Genomic DNA, 18,249 nt, shown 5'->3' with positions numbered 1-18,249 from the left:
TATGTATTGTGTTTTGATCTCGTAAAATTTTAACTTTTTCGATGAAAATCAATTATCCTCGATTACCAAACGTTTTACCCTTGGAGAAATAGCAGTAAGTAGCTCATAAGAAATTGTACCTGAGTATTCTGCAACTTGTGCAGCACTGTGTTTTGGATCAAAAAAAATAACTTCGTCTCCTTCTTGACAATCAATGGTAGTTATATCTACCATAATCATATCCATACAAACATTACCTACGATATAAGCTTTTTTATTATTTATGATCACAAAACCATTTTTGTTACCGTATTGTCTGCTAATACCATCGGCATGACCAATGGGTATGGTTGCTTTTCTTGTAAATTCTTTGGCTATAAAGGCTCTATTATATCCTACAGATTCACCCTTTTGCAATTCGTGAATTTGTGATATTACAGATTTTAAGCTAGCAATTGGTTTCAAATGTTGGTCAAATTTTGCATCATTACCATATCCATATAACCCTATCCCACTACGTACCATATCAAAATGAGCCTCTGGATAATTAAGAATTCCTGATGTATTAGATTGGTGCAAAATAGGGGTGTAGCCAATTGAATTGATGATTTGGTTTGCCAATTCTTTGAATACTTTAATTTGGTCGAAAGTAAATTCTTTCTCCAAATTATCTTCGCTCGCAGCCAGATGAGATAACAAAGCTTCTACCTTGATCGCCGGAGTTGCTTTTATTGTTTTTATTAATGTTTCAAGATTATTTTTTCCGAAACCAATGCGGTTTAAACCAGAGTTCATTTTTAAATGAACAGGATATTGTTGTTGTTTTGCTAACGTTACTGATGAGATAAATTCATGAAGTGTTCTTATACTATATATGCTAGGGGTTAAATGATATTCTATTATTTTAGAAAAATTTACCGGCTGCGGATGTAGCACTAAAACAGGGGTTTTTATTCCTGCTTTGCGAAGTGTGATGCCTTCTGCTGCGTAAGCAACAGCAAGATAATCGACCTTTAGCTTTTCGAGATGTTTGGCAATAATTACAGCATCACTTCCGTATCCGGATGCTTTTACTACAGCAAGCATTTTAACTTTGGGGTCAACTTTACTTTTTAGATATTCAAAATTATGGGTAAGATGATTTAGATTAATTTCAAGGACTGTTTCCTGTACACTACTCATTAGCTTTATTTTCTTTTTTTGATATTTCTTTAGGATCTTTTACCTTGATATCTTTTACTTTTTCTTTGAGCATAGCCTTATAATAAGCAGCACGACTTAGAGGTTCATACTCATCGGTTTCACCCAATAATACCAAATCATCTTTTCTGGATTTGCGATAGCTGTATTGAGCAAGGTTTCCTGTACGTGTGCAAACTGCATGAACTTTGGTTACATATTCTGCAGTAGCCATAAGTGCCGGCATCGGTCCAAAAGGGTTACCTTTGAAATCCATATCTAAACCGGCAACAATAACGCGAATCCCTTTGTTGGCCAAATCATTGCAAACAGCCACAATCTCATCATCAAAAAACTGAGCTTCATCTATACCTATAACATCACATGTATCTGCTAATATTCTAATATTGGCAGCAGCAGGAACAGGAGTAGAACGAATCTCATTTGAATCGTGAGAGACGACCATTTCATCATCATATCTCACATCTATTGCAGGTTTAAAAATTTCAACTTTTTGTTTAGCAAATTGAGCTCGTTTTAATCTACGGATCAATTCTTCAGTCTTACCCGAAAACATAGAACCGCATATTACTTCTATCCATCCAAATTGCTCTTTATGATTTACTGTATTTTCGAGAAACATTTTGTACTTTTCAGAATCAATTAAAAAATCCCTTTTTCTTACTTTAAAAGATGAGGTAAATTTATTAAAAAACAACAAGCAGTATTATAAACGAATAAGAAAGTTATGAAGAAGAAACTTGAAGCAGAACTTATAAGTATTGCCCATAGAATATTAAGACTGAATGATAAGTCTACTTTACCTCAATTACAAGAAGAGGCAAGACAGTTGTATGAAAAACTTACTATTCTAACTTTTTCTGAAGCTCATTTTGCCGGTCCACAACCTACTATAGGGCAGATAAAATCTGCGCTAGAGACAAATGAAGTAGAAGACGTAAAAGAAATAGGGCAAAAAGAACAACCTGTTGCCGAACCAAAGCCTGTTGTTCCAATTGTACCAAAAGAGATTGCTCCTGTTACGCCAGTATCAATACCTCTAGAAGAAAAAGAAAGTAAAAAAGAGGTAGAAACAACTACAATCGAACAGAAACCCGAAATTATTATAGAAGAAGTAAATGCTAGAGTGACAGAAGATTTATTTGTACCTGCTTCTGTATCCAAAGAAGAACAACCTGTTTCAAAAAGTATACAACATCCTAAAGCTGCTGTAAATCCAGAAGCTGATGATAAGCCCAGATCACTAAATGATCAGTTAAAAAAAGAAATACATATTGGGCTTAATGATCGATTAGCATTTATCAAAAATCTTTTTGATGGCAACCCTTCTGACTATAATCGTGTTTTATCACAACTAGGAACAATAGATAGTAAAACCGAAGCAGAGACTTTTATCAATACAATGATTAAACCGGATTATAATCATTGGGAAGGAAAAGATGAATATGCAGAACGGTTTATGAATATTGTACTCAGTAAATATGAATATTAAATTCTGAATCCTTTTTTTATGAAAATTGTATATTGGATTTCAACAGTAGCATTATGCTGTATTATGTTGTATTCTGCTCAGATGTATGTCTTCAAAACAGAAATGATAAAAGGCTTTTTCGAAAGTTTTAATTACCCAACTTATATTGTAGTTCCATTGGCAATAGCCAAAATGTTAGGGGTTATTGCAATTCTCACCAACAAAGTAAAATGGATGAAAGAATGGGCATATGCAGGTTTCTTTTTTGATTTGGTATTAGCAAGCTTGGCACATTATTATGCAGGTCATCCTGTTGGTTTATCAGTTTATGCAATTATCCTTCTGGCTGTTTCTTATACAGTTGGGAAAAAAGTACGACCTTAATGTCAAAGTTATTTATAGTTCCTACGCCCATTGGTAATCTAGAAGATATGACTTTTAGAGCGATTAGAGTGCTCAAAGAGGTAGATCTTATCTTAGCAGAAGATACCAGAACAAGTGGTAAATTATTAAAGCATTTCGAGATTTCTACTCCTATGCAAAGTCATCATATGCATAATGAGCATAAAACTGTAAATAGAATCATTCAAAAGCTGCAAAGTGGAGAAGTTATAGCATTAATAAGTGATGCAGGAACTCCCGCAATTAGCGATCCGGGGTTTTTATTGTCTAGAGCATGTATTCTTCATCATATCGAAATAGAATGTTTACCGGGAGCAACAGCTTTTGTTCCAGCTTTGGTAAATAGTGGGTTACCGAATGATAAATTTGTTTTTGAAGGGTTTTTGCCAGTAAAAAAAGGGCGACAAACACGACTAAAGTTTCTGGCAGAAGAAACTAGAACTATGATTTTTTACGAATCTCCGCATAAACTTGTCAAAACACTGAATAATTTTTCTGAATATTTTGGTAAAGATCGTCAGGTTTCGGTTTCAAGAGAATTAAGTAAATTACATGAAGAGACGATTCGAGGTTCTGTACAGGACGTCTTAGAACATTTTGAAGCAAAATCTCCCAAAGGAGAAATTGTTGTTATCGTAGAAGGAAATAAAAAATGATCGATACATTATTATCAAATATTGAAGCATGCGAGGTTTGTAAGTCTCATTTGCCTCTGGGGCCAAGACCTGTAGTCACGGGGCATCCAAAAGCTAAAATTGTAATTATTGGTCAAGCACCCGGAACCAAGGTTCATGCTTCTGGAATTCCTTGGGATGATGCAAGCGGAAAACAACTTAGAAAATGGCTTGATATTTCTGATAACACATTTTATGATACTACTAAAATTGCAATAGTACCGATGGGGTTTTGCTATCCCGGAAAAGGAAAAAGCGGTGATCTACCTCCTAGGCCAGAATGTGCTCCTTTGTGGCATGATCAATTGTTTGAACAAATGCCCAAAATAGAATTAATGATTTTAATTGGTCAATACGCCCAAAAGTACTATCTCAAAGAAAAAGCAAAAAAGAACCTTACAGATACTGTGAATGCTTACGAAGAGTTTTTGCCTAAATATTTTCCTATACCACATCCCTCGCCTAGAAATCGCTTTTGGCTTGCCAAAAACCCATGGTACGAAGCACAGGTTATTCCTGTACTACGAACAGTCGTAAAATCGGTACTGGATTAAAAATAGAATACAATTTTAAAATTTTGATAATGACAATCAATACATTTTTAGAAAAACTACATCAACATCCTGATACAATATCGTTTCAAGAAGTTATAAGCATAATAGATGCTAACTATATATTTAGTCCCACGGCTTTTACAAATGGTACTCAAAAAAATAATGCTGGCGAAAACTCAGGATCATGTAAGTTATTTTCTTTTGCCAAAGCTCAAAAATTAACAAAAGAAGAAACATTATTGTGTTTTGGAGAATATTATCAAAGTGTATTAGATCATCCAAATGGTATTGATCACCAAAACATTCGTAATTTTATGAATACAGGTTGGGATGCCATCGTTTTTCAGGGTAATGCACTTGTTGAGAAATAATTGAATTATATTTTTTGAGGCAGTAAGCCTGTTTAGCTATAAAAAAGTAACATCTTAAAAAATAGTAATGAGAAACTCATTTTTTGCTGTTGTAGGAATCAGCATACTTGTTTTTCTATTGTGGCAATTGCCTTATTTTGGTATTATTCAATATCCTTTGATGCTCTTAGGAACTTGGTTTCATGAAATGGGACATGGATTGACGGCATTGCTGGTAGGAGGTAAGTTTTTATATCTGGAGATTTATGAAAATGGAGGAGGAGTTGCTGTTTCTGATGTTTCATCAAGTTATTTGCCATATCCTTTTGCCAGAAGTCTTACTGCTGCGGGTGGATTGTTGGGGCCTGCTATTGCTGGAGCAATTCTCATTACATCATCAAAGCATAACAATAGTACCAAGATAACATTATGGATCCTTATCATGATTATGGTAATCTCGTTATGTATTTGGATAAAATCCCTAATTGCACTAATCGTATTAAGTCTCTTTGTAATCATTTTATTTTTTATTGCTATTCTAAAAATGCAAAAGCTAAAATCATTTACATTACTATTTTTGGGAACTCAATGTGTACTAAGTACCTATTTGCAAACAGGATATTTGTTTACAAAACAATTTGAAAGAGATGGGCAAATTCAATATTCTGATACACAAATGATAGCAGCACATCTCCCCGGAACGTATTGGATGTGGGCAATACTCATTCTTGTTTTTACGATCTATCTATTATATAAGAGTTATCGATATTACTTGAAAAGATAGGTAAGGTTGATTATATAATCATATAAAAAGTCTGCTGTTTTATTAATAGCAGACTTTTTTATACTTTTTTAGAAAATTTGGGATTATTGATGTTTTCCTTTTTCCCATCCGTGTTTCCCAAGATATTTTTCGCCAGACTCAATAGCGCCTTCTTCTACAATAGTTCCCATAGAATCGTTCCAACGATTGAGATATCCAAAAAGAGAAATAACACCAAGCATCTCAACAATTTCTCCTTCATCCCAGTATTTATAAAGCTCTTCTTTAATCTCATCATTTACTGCATTTGGAACGGCAGAAGCAGCTAGTGAAAAGTCTAGAGCAGCTCTTTCTGCATCACTAAAAGCAGGATGCGTTTTATATTCCCATATATTATCTAGTTGTTCTTGTTCTGCGCCATATCGCTCTGCGGCACGAATAGCATGCGCCTGACAATAACGACAACCCGTCGCATTACTGCTTACCCATGCGATCATACGTTTTAAAGCAGAGGTAACCCTGCCTTCGTTTGCCATTACAGCTTTGTTGAGGTTTATAAATGCTTTTGAAATAGCAGGCCTTCTTTGCATGGTTAATACCGAATTAGGACAAAAACCTAATGTTTCATTAAAAAAATCTGCAAGCTCTCTTGTTTCAGGATCGTGATCTGCAGGAAGTGGTGTAACTAATGGCATAAATATTTTTATTTTAATTGATTTTGTATCATTTGTCGGAGCAAAATACAAAAACTAATCTCATATTTATAGGGGTCGTAATGTTTTTTGTACTTTGCTTTTTTATTATAGAATTTATTATGCGAATGAGGTGGACATTACAATCAAAACCCGATATATCAATTGTAAAAAAATTAGCAAAAGAACTTAATATAGACGAAATTCTATCTACGTTATTAGTGCAAAGAGGGATTACCACTTTTGAAGAAGCAAAAAAATTTTTCAGACCGTCTCTAACTGATTTACATGATCCTTTTTTGATGAAAGATATGGATAAAGCAGTATCACGAATCGAAAAAGCAATTACAGCACAAGAAAATATAATGGTTTACGGGGATTATGATGTAGATGGTACTACCTCTGTAGCATTGATGTCCTCATATTTACAAACCATAACTCCACAAATTGCCACTTATATACCTGATCGTTATACAGAAGGGTATGGGGTATCGTATCAAGGCATAGATTATGCCCATGATAATGATATTACTTTAATTATAGCTTTAGACTGTGGAATTAAAGCTGTTGATAAAATAGCATATGCCAAATCTAAGGGTATAGATTTTATTATTTGTGATCACCATAGACCGGGTGATAAGATTCCTGAAGCAATAGCTGTTTTAGATCCTAAACGGACAGATTGTGATTACCCGTTTAAAGAATTATGTGGTTGTGGTGTTGGATTTAAGTTAATACAAGCTCTGGCAGAACAAAGAGGAGAAACAATACAAGATTTATTACCATATTTAGACCTTGTTGCTACAGCTATTGGAGCTGATATCGTTCCTATTACAGGAGAAAATCGAGTGTTGGCGTATTTTGGTTTGCAGGTTATCAATGCACATCCTCGTGCCGGATTTACTGCTATGTTGTCTCAAATCAAGAAAAAAGCACTTACGATAACAGATTTGGTATTTGTCGTTGCTCCTAGAATTAATGCAGCAGGTAGGATGAAACATGGTTTACATGCAGTGCAACTATTAGTAGAAGAAAATCATGAGAAAGCATTGAGTTATGCGGCAGAGATCGAAGCATATAATAGCAACAGAAAAGACACAGATCAAAGTATTACTAAAGATGCATTGACTCAGATTCTTGATAATAATGAAGAAGATCGTAATACTACTGTTGTATATAATGAAAATTGGCATAAAGGAGTAATAGGTATTGTTGCATCCAGGCTTACAGAAACATATTACAGACCAACACTTGTTTTTACAAAAAGCGGAGAAAAGTTAGCTGCTTCTGCTCGTTCGGTAAAAGGTTTTGATGTATATAATGCATTAGAGGCATGTACAGAATATATAGACCAGTTTGGAGGACATAAATATGCCGCAGGACTAACGCTACAAGAAGAAAACTATGAATTATTTAAACAAAAGTTTGAAAAAGTAGTTTCATTGACAATAGATCAAAAAATGCTTATTCCTAAGATCGCTATAGATACTCCTATTGAATTGGAGCAGATTACTCCCAAGTTTTATAGGATTTTGAAGCAGTTTGCCCCATTTGGCCCAGGGAATATGAAACCGGTTTTTATGACTGAAGGCTTAATGGATATGGGATATGGAAAATGTGTCGGAGCCGATGAAAAACATCTGAAGTGTACGGTTATAAAAAATCAAGTGAATATAGGCGCAATAGGGTTCAATCTAGGTAAAAAATATCCTTTGATTTTGAATAAACAATATTTTAAAGCCGCTTATACCATAGAAGAAAATGAATGGAATGGAGAAGTTTCCCTTCAATTAAGTCTGAAAGATATTAATTAAGCTATTTTTATTTAGATTCAATATAAATAATTTCTTATTTTTGAATTAAATACAATTCAAGATGAGTGCTATTGATAAGATTTACAGTAATGAAGTTGGGATGTCTTTTTTTTGGAAGAAAAACATGAATATGTCAGTTCCAAAAATTCAAATCATTTTTAGAGATACAGGTTTTCTTCTTACACTTACCGAATTGAAATTCTTTTCAGAATGTTGTAACATCACAATACAATCTCAATGCAGAAAACATTGTACATGTCATAGCTCCAAAAATTGTCGCTCTTTATTGCTTAGAACTCCATCAGACAAAGTAGATTTGGCAGTAAATCAAAAGGAATTGAACCAGATTCATCAATTAATTGACGAAACTATTTTTAGAGTTGAACTAAAAGACTGGATTCGTAACCTGTCTCTGAATTGATTTATAAAAGTGGTTTAAACTTTTTTCTTTAGAAAAGCTGTTATTTTATATACAATTTCTTTTGCTTTGGTTTCTTGTAAGAAGTGTTTTTCGTCTATAAAATGAATATCTTCTTCTTTCACTTTTAATGCGTTTGAGGCTCTTCTTTGTTGTGGTGGCCATTGTAACATCGTATCATGAATCCCCCAAATTACAGTTACTGGGATATCGATATTTTCAAAAATATCTGTATAATCCGGTAATTCATTACAGGTTTGACTAAAGAAATAATACATAGCATCTGTTTTACCTTCTAATAATGGAGTTTTATATCCTTCAACATCTATCGTATTCAGTGTATTTTCTTTTAATCCTTGTTTAAATAAATTTTTAAGCAAAGTATTAGTGGTTACTCCGTTTCTATATGCCCACATGGCTGTTTTTGCAAGTTTACCGGGTTTCATACGTACAGGAGGATAAAAGCCATCCTCATAAATAATAGTATTCAATACGATGAGTTTTTCTATTTTATTGGGTGCTAGTTTCATCAACTCCCATGTCCATAACCCTCCAGCATCATGCATAGCATGTGACCAGGTGTCTATACCCAAACCTTCCATTAATTGTAAGAGGCGTTTTGCATGATTCTCTGCGGTGTAAATTTCAAAACCTTCGGGAGAATCACTAGAACCATACCCAAGCATATCAGGTACAATAACTCTAAAACCACTTTTTACTAAAGGATCTATCATTTTTCTGTATAACCATCCAGAGGTAGGCACACCATGTAAAAGTACAATAGCAGGGCCGTTACCTTTGTCGATGTATTTTATGATCCCATCATCTGTAGGGAAGGTACGCTGATCTATTCTAAAATCTTCGTACGTAATTTGATCCTTTCTTATTTTGGTATTTTGATATGGTTTACAAGAGAAAAGCAATATTCCTATTAGAACAAATGCAATAGACTTTTTCATGAGTAGTTGACGATTTATGAGAGGGCAATTTACTTAAAATCATTTTTGTAAACCAAAATATTAATTTTAAGAATATATTTTTAAGAAGATTACTCAAAAAAATAGAGGCTAAACAATTGTTTAGCCTCTACATATAAAATTTTCGAGAAATGATGAAATTATTTCTTTTTGAAGTAGTATTCTAATAGCTCAGGATTACCATTATCATCCACACCATCGGTTTCAGTAATTTTAAGTTTTCCATCAACGATTTCTACTTTTACATTATAAAAATATACTTCTCCTTCAGGATATGTCTCGTTGTTTGCTGAGTTAAGGAAATCTTCGTATGCAAAATCTACGGCTGTTAGTGTTTTGGCGTCTTCATCATAAGACCAGTTACCAGAGAATTTTTCATTTTCTTCATAAGGAGTATTGTATACTGCTTCACAATTCTCAAGAGAAGCATTTGTGTCAAGTCTTTTACCCTTTTCTTCATAAGTTTCGTAATAAACACCATCTTCAGTTAGGACAAAAGTCCAAATATCTTTTTCTTTCTCTTCGTAAGGTGCGGTAAGTGACTGTCCATTCTCACATTCAAAAATTGCTTCGTCGCTCTCAACTTCATCAGACATTTCGCTATCGAATACCCACTCTCCTGCTAGGTCAGCATTACCTCCCCATGCTTCAACATTCACACAAACTTCTTGTATTTGACTAATGTTGTTGTTTTCGTCGTATATGCATATCTCATAACAGAATTTTCCGGGTTGTAACGAAGCATCAAAATTCACATTAATGTTATATGATGTTGGGTCTTCCCCTTCCATTTTTGCTTGTGCAGATACCTTCTTTTTTTGATTGAAGGCTTTTCCACCATTTTGATTGGCCTTAAGATCTGTAATATCAAAATATCCATCAATTTTGTTTCCATCTACATCTGTTACTTGCAGGTATGCTCCTTTTATATTTGGATCTGTAGAAGTAAAATCTATATCAAACCCATTTGTTAAAAAGGCGTTTTGCTCTGAGAATCCTAATTTAAAATCTACATCACCTGTAGGTGCCGGAGCAGATCCACTTTTCTTTTCACCTCCTTGAATGGTGATGCCGTCTGCAAGCTCTGATACCGGAATTTCTCTATCTTCGATATCTTCTTCACCAGGATTTCCTCCTCCTGTTTCTTCATTTCCGTTTTCCCCCTCGTTTACTGTATTGTCATCACTACTACATGAGGATAGTGTAATAATAGCTACAAAGATTGTAGCAAAAAGTAGGTTTACTTTTTTCATTTTGAAGCGTTTTTTAAATTTTATTACTGTTAAAAATTTTAAATAAAATATTGTTCCTGTGTATTTTTTAAGAAAACACTTGCAAATATAGAATATTTTTTAACACATTTTAATATACTGCTTTGATGAAGATATTTTTATCTCTAAAGCGTATCGTGTCGCCAATTTTTTTTCCGAGTAATACCCTTCCAATAGGAGAATTTACGGCAATAATGAAAAAAGATTCTTGATTGAGCGTATATATGCCTATAGGTAGGCTGATAAAATAAGTGCCCTCTGATGTAACGACCAAACTACCTAATCGAATATTGCCTGAAGAAATGGTAATATCGATTTTATTTACGATTTCTTGTAGTTTTTGTATTTCTGCGAGTTGAACTCCGGCTTTTTCTCGTTCTAATTGAAGCATAGCACGACCAGTTTCGTGTTTATCCCCGGCAGTACTTTTTGTTTCTGTGGTCAATGATTGTTGAAGATCTGCAATTGTATCTATGATTTTTTGTTGTCTTTGATCAACATATTCTTTGCAATATTTTAATAGGATATGTTTAGTATCTGAAATGTTGTGCATCTTTTAATTCTTATTTTGATCGAATACTAGTGGTCCGTAGTTGCGCATTTGATTCGCTATCCATCTTTTTCTTTTTTGGATATAGGGAGAAGGAGGATTCGCTAAAAAATGTAAAGGATTCGGCAAAATCGCGGCAATTGCTGTAGCTTGTTCTTTTTTGAGGTTTGATGCTGAGGTATTGAACCAAAAAATCGCAGCGGCTTCTGCTCCATAGATACCATTACCCATTTCTATACTGTTCAGATAGACTTCTAATATTCGCTCTTTGCTCCATAATGTTTCAATTAAAAAAGTAAAATACATTTCTAATCCTTTGCGCAGCCAACTTCTTTGCGGCCATAAAAACACATTTTTGGCTGTTTGCTGAGAAATAGTACTGGCTCCACGAAGTTTTTTTCCTGATTTATAATCGTTCATTGCTTTTTGAATGGCTTTTTTATCAAAGCCATTATGGTATATAAATCTTTGGTCTTCACTACAAATTACTGCTAATTGTAGTGTTTTGGATATTTTTGATAAATCAACCCATTGATGTTGTATGATATGCTTATTCTGTGTCTTGCGAATTACCATTAGTGGCGTTATAGGCACATTAATCCACTTGTATGTTGTTACCCAAATAATACTGATAACGATAAAGAGGATAAGGCTTTTTATGATAAATCGAAGGATTTTCTTCACTGTTTTAGGTTTAAATGCTACAATAACTCTGCTAATTCTGTGCCAACAATACTTCCTATTGCAACTCCCATACCTCCTAATCGAACACCACAAAACACATTATTTGAGATTTGTTTTACAATAGGTGTTTTTTGAGCTCCTACTCCCATAATTCCACTCCATCTATAATCAATATTAACATCTATATCTGGTAAAATTGTATTGTGTAGAATTTTTTCTAGTTGTCGTTGTATAATAGATGTTTGTTCCATTCTCGTGGTTTCTTCTGCTTTGAAATCCAAATGTCGCCCTCCCCCGAAAAGAATTCTATTATCTATATTTCTAAAGTAATAATAACCTCTGTCTAAATGAAATGTTCCTTTAATATGTAAATTATTGATCGGTTTTGTGATCAATACTTGAGCTCTTGCCGGTTTTATGGCATTGATACCCATTTGTTGGGCAAAACCATTTGTGGCAATCAATAGTTTGTTTGTAAAGAACGTAAAATGATTTGTTTTTATTTCTATAGTGTTATTTAGATCCTCAATATTTTCAACTGTACAACCATTTAAGATTTTGATATCAAGATCAGACACTTTTTTTAATAATGTCTTCATCATTTTGCCAGTGTCAATTTGCCCTTCAAACTGATTTATGATGTATGTAGGGTTTATATTTTTGAAATTAAATATGTTTTGACAGGTAACGAAAACATCTTTCCCAAAAATCGGGAATAATAAATGATTTATGTACTCTTTTTTAGAAAGTACTTCGTTATACAATTCTTGATCTTGCAGTCCAAATAATTCATATCCTCCATATTGTTGATATCCAATATTACTATCAGAAAAGTTTTTTCTCAGCAATTGTAAGCCATTATATCTTTTTTGTACAAGTTGAATAATCTCTTGTTCGTTATGTGTTTTAAGGTCTTCTAGAATTTCAGAAATGCTTCCAAAACAAGCAAAACCTGCATTTTTGGTACTGGCTCCATTGGGTAAAATTCCTCTCTCTAAGATAAGTATTTTTGCAGAGGTGAAACGTTCTCGAAGTTTTATAGCACAGCTTAGCCCTACAATACCACTACCTACAATAGTAAAGTCTACATTAGATAACCATGTTTTATATTCCCAATAGCTTAGATTCATAAAAAAAAGCCTCTTTAATAAGAGGCTTACCGTATATTGTTTACTCGATAATCGAGATTTAAATGGTTCGGGGCTTGCTTCGAAATCAAAAGTCAGTTTCCTGCAAATGCCTCATAAGATTTCCCCGAAGTTCTCTATTATTCTTTAGAAAGCTCTTGCATTTCAAAATCTTCCATGAATTTTGTGGTATAGTTACCGGCAATATAATCCGGATGATCCATAAGCTGTCTATGGAAGGGTACCGTAGTACTAATACCTTCTATGATAAATTCATCTAAAGCTCTTTTCATTTTATTGATTGCCTCTTCACGAGTTTGAGCAGTAGTAATTAGCTTTGCTATCATCGAATCGTAGTTTGGCGGTATGCTATAACCACTATATACATGGGTATCAACACGTACACCATGCCCTCCCGGAATATGCAAGGTTGTTATTTTTCCAGGTGATGGTCTAAAATCTTTAAAAGGATCTTCGGCATTAATCCTACATTCTATAGAGTGTAACTGTGGGTAATAATTTTTGCCGGAAATAGGCACCCCTGCAGCTACTAATATTTGTTCTCTTATAAGATCATAGTCAACTACTTGCTCAGTGATAGGATGTTCTACCTGAATACGGGTGTTCATCTCCATAAAATAGAAGTTTCGGTGTTTGTCTACCAAAAATTCTACTGTTCCTGCTCCTTCATATTTGATAAACTCTGCTGCTTTGACAGCTGCAGCTCCCATTTTTTCTCTCAATTCGTCAGTCATAAAAGGAGAAGGGGTCTCTTCAGTAAGTTTTTGATGCCTTCTTTGTACAGAGCAATCTCTTTCTGATAAGTGACAAGCACGCCCATTGCTATCTCCAACTACTTGGATTTCTATATGACGAGGTTCTTCAATAAGCTTTTCCATATACATACCATCGTTTCCAAAAGCAGCTCCTGCTTCTTGTCTGGCACTATCCCAAGCTTTTTTAAGATCTTCTTTTTTCCATACGGCACGCATTCCTTTTCCACCGCCTCCGGCGGTTGCTTTAAGCATTACCGGGTATCCCATTTCATCTGCAAGTGTTTCGGTTTCTTCATAAGAATCAAGAATTCCTTCACTACCTGGTATTGTGGGTACTCCTGCTGCTTTCATCGTTGCTTTTGCAGTAGCTTTATCTCCCATTTTTTCTATCATATCTGCGCTGGCACCGATAAATTTTATTTCGTGTTCTTCACAGATTTTAGAAAATTTAGCATTTTCAGATAAAAACCCATATCCTGGATGTATGGCATCTGCATTTGTAATTTCTGCGGCAGCGATAATATTTGCCATTTTTAGATATGAATCGGTACTTGGTGCTGGTCCTATGCAAACCGCTTCGTCTGCAAAGCGAACATGAAGACTGTCTGCATCAGCAGTAGAGTAAACAGCAACTGTTTTTATACCCATTTCTTTACAGGTTCTGATCACACGCATAGCGATCTCACCTCTATTTGCAATTAGAATTTTTTTGAACATAACTTCTTATCAATTACAATATTCAAAATAGCGTTGCGCATAATTAATGCGAAGTTTTATTTTGAATTCTGGGTTAATTAAGATGGGTCTATTAAGAAAAGTGGCTGATCAAATTCTACCGGTGAAGCATCGTCTACCAAAACTTTGACTACTTTACCAGAAACTTCACTCTCTATCTCGTTAAAGAGTTTCATAGCTTCTATAATACAAAGTACGTCTCCTTCTTTTATTGTATCTCCAACTTCTACAAAAGTTGGTTTATCTGGAGATGGTTTTCTGTATAATGTTCCTATAATAGGAGACTTTATTGTTATATATTTTGAATTGTCTTCGTTTGAACTCTCTGCAGGTTTATCTGGAGTTGGTGCTGCAGGAGGGGGAGTTGTTTGTACAGGAGCTACGGCTTGCGGTGTTACTGCATTTCCGACAGGTATTTGCTGTACAATAGTTGTTTCTTTGTTTTCGTCTGATGCAGTTTTTATGGTGATTTTAACATCATCCATCTCTAACTTTACTTCGCTGGCGCCGGATTTGGCTACGAATTTAATTAAATTCTGAATTTCTTTTAAATCCATAATGTTGGGTATTGTGTGTTTTTAGTTTTTAGGAGTTGTAGGCCCATTTAAGATAAATAGCGCCCCATGTAAAACCTCCACCGAATGAGGCAAATACAATGTTATCTCCTTTTTTGAGTTGTTTTTCGTAATCGTGTAATAATAAAGGTATAGTAGCCGAAGTTGTATTACCATACCTTTGAATATTCATTAGAACTTTGCTTTCATCAAGCTCCATTCTATTTGCTGTTGCGTCGATGATGCGTTTGTTTGCCTGATGTGCGACAAGCCAATTAACATCATTTCCTGTAAGATTGTTACGTTCTAAGATTTTTGTACTTGCATCTGCCATGTTAGAAACAGCGTATTTGAATACGGTTCTTCCATCTTGTTGTACAAAGTGTTGTTTTTTTGCGACAGTATCTTCAGAAGGTGGCAATATTGATCCTCCGGCTTCAATTTTTAAGAACTCTCTACCAATACCATCAGTACGCAGGTATTCGTCTTGTAAGCCAAAACCGTCTTGATTTGGTTCGAATAAAACAGCTCCACCGCCATCTCCGAAAATAATACATGTTGCTCGATCGGTGTAGTCTATAATAGAAGACATTTTATCTGCCCCAATGACAAGTACTTTTTTGTATCTGCCAGATTCTATGTAACTAGAGGCAGTAGACATAGCATATAAAAAACTGGAACATGCCGCTTGTAAATCGTAAGAAAATGCATTTACAGCACCAATTTGAGAAGCGGTATATGCTGCAGTTGAAGCAACAGGAAGGTCTGGCGTAGCAGTAGCAAAAATAACCATATCAATCTCTTTGGGATCGAGATTTTTTTTGGCGATCAAGTTTTCTGCTGCTTTTATCCCTAGAAAAGAACTTCCTTTGTCTTTATCTTTTAATATTCTACGTTCTTTGATACCAGTACGAGTGGTGATCCATTCGTCGTTTGTGTCTACCATTGTTTCTAGAATGGCATTGGTTAACACATAGTCCGGCACATATGCGCCTACAGCTGTAATAGCGGCTGTGATTTTACTCATATCTTAATTTTAGTTTCTCGAACTAATTAACACAAAAATGTATAAAAGTCGTTGAAATTACTAAATTAAACCTAATAAATATTAAAACGATTGCTAAAAAAAGAATATTTACTTTAATCTAAATTAGGAATTATTTATAACATGGCGCAAAATAAAGGGATTTTGAGACATATTCAACTAAAAACAAAAAAACTCTCACATGGTGAGAGCCTTATTTAAAACTTTAACATAGTACTTATGCTACTTCTTCTTCAGTATTGTCGATTACAACCTGACCTCTGTAGTATAATTTTCCTTCATGCCAGTGAGCTCTATGGTATAAATGAGCTTCTCCTGTTGTAGGATCTGTAGCTATTTGTGGAACGCTAGCTTTGTAATGCGTTCTTCTCTTATCTCTTCTAGTTTTTGATATTTTTCTCTTAGGATGTGCCATTGCTCAGCTATTATTTATCGTTTAATAAGTTTTTTAATTTATCCCAGCGAGGATCCGTTTCCTCTTTGTTGTTTGTTTCTGTTTTTTCTTTTGGACTTAATTCTTCTAGTTTTTCGAGAATGTCTGAATGTAAAGTACCATCTTCGACTCCGGGATGTATTCTTTTTGAAGGTACAGCTAATACAATCAGTTCATAAATAAACTGTTGTATGTTAATTTCATATTCTCCGTGAGGAAGAATAAGTAGCTCTTCATTTTCATCATTATACTCTTCTCCAAACTTAACTACTACAAAAAAGTTATTTGTAATAGGCAAGTCAAAAGGTTCGTTGGTTAGATCACAATTAACATTTATAGTTCCTGCTGCTTCAAAATGAAGCTCTAGCATATTCACTTTTTTTGTTAATTCTAAATCTATTTTGACCGAAGATGCGTTAAATTCATCATACTCAAAATGCTCAAAGAACGAATTATCAATTTGATAATCAAACCGATGTAATCCTTGCTTCAATCCAACAAAAGGGATAGTGTACTCTTTTAGTTGTTTCATTTCGTCATCAGTTTCAAAAAAATCTGACCTCTTTAATCAAAAGGCGGGTGCAAAGATAATAAAAAATCGTTATGAAAGTATTTTTGTAACCAAATTTATATCAGAAAGTTAGTGATTTATCAAGTTTTTACCATACCTATTTGATATCATAAAATACTTAAGTACTCATTTTTGTATTATTTATGCTTTGTTTTGTGGTTTACGAGGTTGTTTTTTGAGGGGGTTTTTTGTTAGTTCCTGAAACTCTATTCTGTTTTTATAAATGGTCAATGCAGAAAATAGCGCTTCTTTAAAAGAATTATGATCAGCAACGTTTTTTCCTGCAATCTCAAATGCTGTTCCATGATCCGGAGAAGTTCTTACCTTATTGAGTCCTGCTGTGTAGTTAACTCCTTTTCCAAAAGAAAGTGTTTTAAAAGGAATGAGTCCTTGATCATGATATGAGGCCACAATAGCATCAAAAGCTTTGTGAGTATCTGACCCAAAAAAACTGTCTGCGGCATATGGTCCATATACCAATATTCCAGACTCATTGATTTTTTGTAGTGTAGGTTTCAAAATTTCATCATCTTCTGTACCAATGACACCATTATCTCCACTATGCGGATTTATACCTAAGACCGCAATTTTTGGTTTCATGATTGCAAAATCCTGTCTTAGTGATTGATGAATAGTTTTTATTTTTTGTTCAATCAATTCGGGAGTAATAGTTTTTGTGATATCATTAATAGCTACATGATCAGTCAACAAGCCGATTTTGAGATCTTCTGTTATCATGAACATCAGACTATTTCCTTCTAGCTCTTGATTAAGGTAGTCTGTATGTCCAGGAAAATTAAAATCTTGTGATTGGATACTGTGTTTACTAATCGGTGCAGTAACTAGTATATTGATCTCATCATTTTTCAGTGCTTCTGTGGCTTGTTTTAGTGATTTGATTGCATAACTACCTATTTTTAGGTCTTCTTTACCAAAATTAATATTTACAGATTCTTTCCAAACATTTAATACATTAACTTTGCCATCCAAAGCTTGAGAAATTTTGTCAATACCATGTAGATGTACATTGCTTTTGTAATGTTTTTTTAGAAAAGAAAGAATTTTTACAGATGCAAAAATTATAGGAGTGCAGAAATCCAACATACGAGAATCTTCAAATGTCTTTAGAATAACCTCACTACCTATACCATTAAGATCTCCAATTGATATTCCAACTCTTATTTTTTCTTCTTTCTTCATTATTTAATA

General features: G+C 34.1%; 22 protein-coding genes. 8 read left to right on the top strand and 14 right to left on the bottom strand.

Going from position 1 to position 18,249, the window contains the following annotated elements:
- Nucleotides 1–48 precede the first annotated feature (48 nt).
- Nucleotides 49–1,161, bottom strand: a complete 1,113-nt coding sequence (gene alr, locus FHK87_RS09125) for an alanine racemase (RefSeq protein WP_140592368.1) — start codon at nt 1,159–1,161, stop codon at nt 49–51.
- Nucleotides 1,154–1,801 (bottom strand): thymidine kinase, encoded by a 648-nt coding sequence (locus tag FHK87_RS09120; protein WP_140592367.1) that lies wholly within the window; start codon nt 1,799–1,801, stop codon nt 1,154–1,156. Before FHK87_RS09120 ends, alr begins: the two co-directional genes overlap by 8 nt.
- 105 nt (nt 1,802–1,906) lie before the next feature.
- Between FHK87_RS09120 and FHK87_RS09115 the strand changes: the two genes are divergently transcribed.
- The 6 genes from FHK87_RS09115 (at nt 1,907) to FHK87_RS09090 (ending at nt 5,414) form a co-directional block, all read left to right on the top strand.
- Nucleotides 1,907–2,671 (top strand): hypothetical protein, encoded by a 765-nt coding sequence (locus FHK87_RS09115; protein ID WP_140592366.1) that lies wholly within the window; start codon nt 1,907–1,909, stop codon nt 2,669–2,671.
- 18 nt (nt 2,672–2,689) lie between these two features.
- Nucleotides 2,690–3,034 (top strand): DoxX family protein, encoded by a 345-nt coding sequence (locus FHK87_RS09110; RefSeq protein WP_140592365.1) that lies wholly within the window; start codon nt 2,690–2,692, stop codon nt 3,032–3,034.
- Nucleotides 3,034–3,708, top strand: a complete 675-nt coding sequence (gene rsmI / locus FHK87_RS09105) for a 16S rRNA (cytidine(1402)-2'-O)-methyltransferase (protein WP_140592364.1) — start codon at nt 3,034–3,036, stop codon at nt 3,706–3,708. Before FHK87_RS09110 ends, rsmI begins: the two co-directional genes overlap by 1 nt.
- Nucleotides 3,708–4,280, top strand: a complete 573-nt coding sequence (locus FHK87_RS09100; protein ID WP_140592737.1) for a uracil-DNA glycosylase family protein — start codon at nt 3,708–3,710, stop codon at nt 4,278–4,280. The genes rsmI and FHK87_RS09100 overlap by 1 nt, the downstream gene beginning before the upstream one ends.
- A 29-nt stretch (nt 4,281–4,309) precedes the next feature.
- Entirely contained in the window at nt 4,310–4,651 is a 342-nt protein-coding gene (locus FHK87_RS09095) for a HopJ type III effector protein (protein ID WP_140592363.1), read from the top strand.
- A 67-nt stretch (nt 4,652–4,718) separates the two neighbouring features.
- On the top strand, nt 4,719–5,414 hold the full coding sequence (locus tag FHK87_RS09090; RefSeq protein ID WP_140592362.1) for a M50 family metallopeptidase: 696 nt from the start codon (nt 4,719–4,721) through the stop codon (nt 5,412–5,414).
- 83 nt (nt 5,415–5,497) lie between these two features.
- Here FHK87_RS09090 and FHK87_RS09085 read toward each other — a convergent pair whose 3' ends face one another.
- On the bottom strand, nt 5,498–6,088 hold the full coding sequence (locus FHK87_RS09085; RefSeq protein ID WP_140592361.1) for a carboxymuconolactone decarboxylase family protein: 591 nt from the start codon (nt 6,086–6,088) through the stop codon (nt 5,498–5,500).
- Between the two features lie 125 nt (nt 6,089–6,213).
- On the opposite strand from FHK87_RS09085, the gene recJ reads away from it, so the two are divergent.
- Both recJ and FHK87_RS09075 read left to right on the top strand, forming a co-directional pair.
- Complete coding sequence (gene recJ / locus FHK87_RS09080) at nt 6,214–7,899, top strand: single-stranded-DNA-specific exonuclease RecJ (protein WP_140592360.1); 1,686 nt, start codon at nt 6,214–6,216, stop codon at nt 7,897–7,899.
- A 61-nt stretch (nt 7,900–7,960) separates the two neighbouring features.
- Nucleotides 7,961–8,320 carry a hypothetical protein gene (locus tag FHK87_RS09075; protein WP_140592359.1) on the top strand — a complete coding sequence of 120 codons (360 nt, stop codon included), beginning with the start codon at nt 7,961–7,963 and terminating at the stop codon, nt 8,318–8,320.
- Between the two features lie 14 nt (nt 8,321–8,334).
- Here the strand turns inward: FHK87_RS09075 and FHK87_RS09070 are convergent, their stop codons facing one another.
- From FHK87_RS09070 to pdxA, 11 genes are all read right to left on the bottom strand, one after another.
- Nucleotides 8,335–9,276, bottom strand: coding sequence for an alpha/beta fold hydrolase (locus tag FHK87_RS09070; RefSeq protein ID WP_140592358.1), 942 nt, complete (start codon nt 9,274–9,276; stop codon nt 8,335–8,337).
- Between the two features lie 158 nt (nt 9,277–9,434).
- On the bottom strand, nt 9,435–10,547 hold the full coding sequence (locus tag FHK87_RS09065; RefSeq protein WP_140592357.1) for a hypothetical protein: 1,113 nt from the start codon (nt 10,545–10,547) through the stop codon (nt 9,435–9,437).
- Between the two features lie 109 nt (nt 10,548–10,656).
- Nucleotides 10,657–11,118, bottom strand: coding sequence for a GreA/GreB family elongation factor (locus tag FHK87_RS09060; RefSeq protein ID WP_140592356.1), 462 nt, complete (start codon nt 11,116–11,118; stop codon nt 10,657–10,659).
- A 3-nt stretch (nt 11,119–11,121) separates the two neighbouring features.
- Nucleotides 11,122–11,799, bottom strand: coding sequence for a monofunctional biosynthetic peptidoglycan transglycosylase (mtgA, locus tag FHK87_RS09055; protein ID WP_140592355.1), 678 nt, complete (start codon nt 11,797–11,799; stop codon nt 11,122–11,124).
- 17 nt (nt 11,800–11,816) lie between these two features.
- Nucleotides 11,817–12,929, bottom strand: coding sequence for an NAD(P)/FAD-dependent oxidoreductase (locus tag FHK87_RS09050; protein WP_140592354.1), 1,113 nt, complete (start codon nt 12,927–12,929; stop codon nt 11,817–11,819).
- 137 nt (nt 12,930–13,066) lie between these two features.
- Nucleotides 13,067–14,419, bottom strand: coding sequence for an acetyl-CoA carboxylase biotin carboxylase subunit (accC, locus tag FHK87_RS09045; protein WP_140592353.1), 1,353 nt, complete (start codon nt 14,417–14,419; stop codon nt 13,067–13,069).
- Between the two features lie 77 nt (nt 14,420–14,496).
- Nucleotides 14,497–14,994: an acetyl-CoA carboxylase biotin carboxyl carrier protein gene (gene accB / locus FHK87_RS09040; protein WP_140592352.1), complete on the bottom strand. Its 498-nt coding sequence runs from the start codon at nt 14,992–14,994 to the stop codon at nt 14,497–14,499.
- A gap of 28 nt (nt 14,995–15,022) precedes the next feature.
- Nucleotides 15,023–16,018 carry a beta-ketoacyl-ACP synthase III gene (locus FHK87_RS09035; RefSeq protein WP_140592351.1) on the bottom strand — a complete coding sequence of 332 codons (996 nt, stop codon included), beginning with the start codon at nt 16,016–16,018 and terminating at the stop codon, nt 15,023–15,025.
- Between the two features lie 235 nt (nt 16,019–16,253).
- Nucleotides 16,254–16,451, bottom strand: coding sequence for a 50S ribosomal protein L32 (rpmF, locus tag FHK87_RS09030; protein ID WP_140592350.1), 198 nt, complete (start codon nt 16,449–16,451; stop codon nt 16,254–16,256).
- A gap of 10 nt (nt 16,452–16,461) precedes the next feature.
- On the bottom strand, nt 16,462–17,001 hold the full coding sequence (locus tag FHK87_RS09025; protein ID WP_140592349.1) for a YceD family protein: 540 nt from the start codon (nt 16,999–17,001) through the stop codon (nt 16,462–16,464).
- 180 nt (nt 17,002–17,181) lie between these two features.
- On the bottom strand, nt 17,182–18,240 hold the full coding sequence (gene pdxA, locus FHK87_RS09020) for a 4-hydroxythreonine-4-phosphate dehydrogenase PdxA (RefSeq protein ID WP_140592348.1): 1,059 nt from the start codon (nt 18,238–18,240) through the stop codon (nt 17,182–17,184).
- Between the last annotated feature and the right edge of the window lie 9 nt (nt 18,241–18,249).

The sequence above is a fragment of the Aquimarina algicola genome, assembly GCF_006443095.1.
Classification (GTDB): Bacteria; Bacteroidota; Bacteroidia; order Flavobacteriales; family Flavobacteriaceae; genus Aquimarina; species Aquimarina algicola.
Note: the sequence above shows the minus strand (reverse complement) of the source record. Positions and strands in the feature narration are given on the sequence as shown.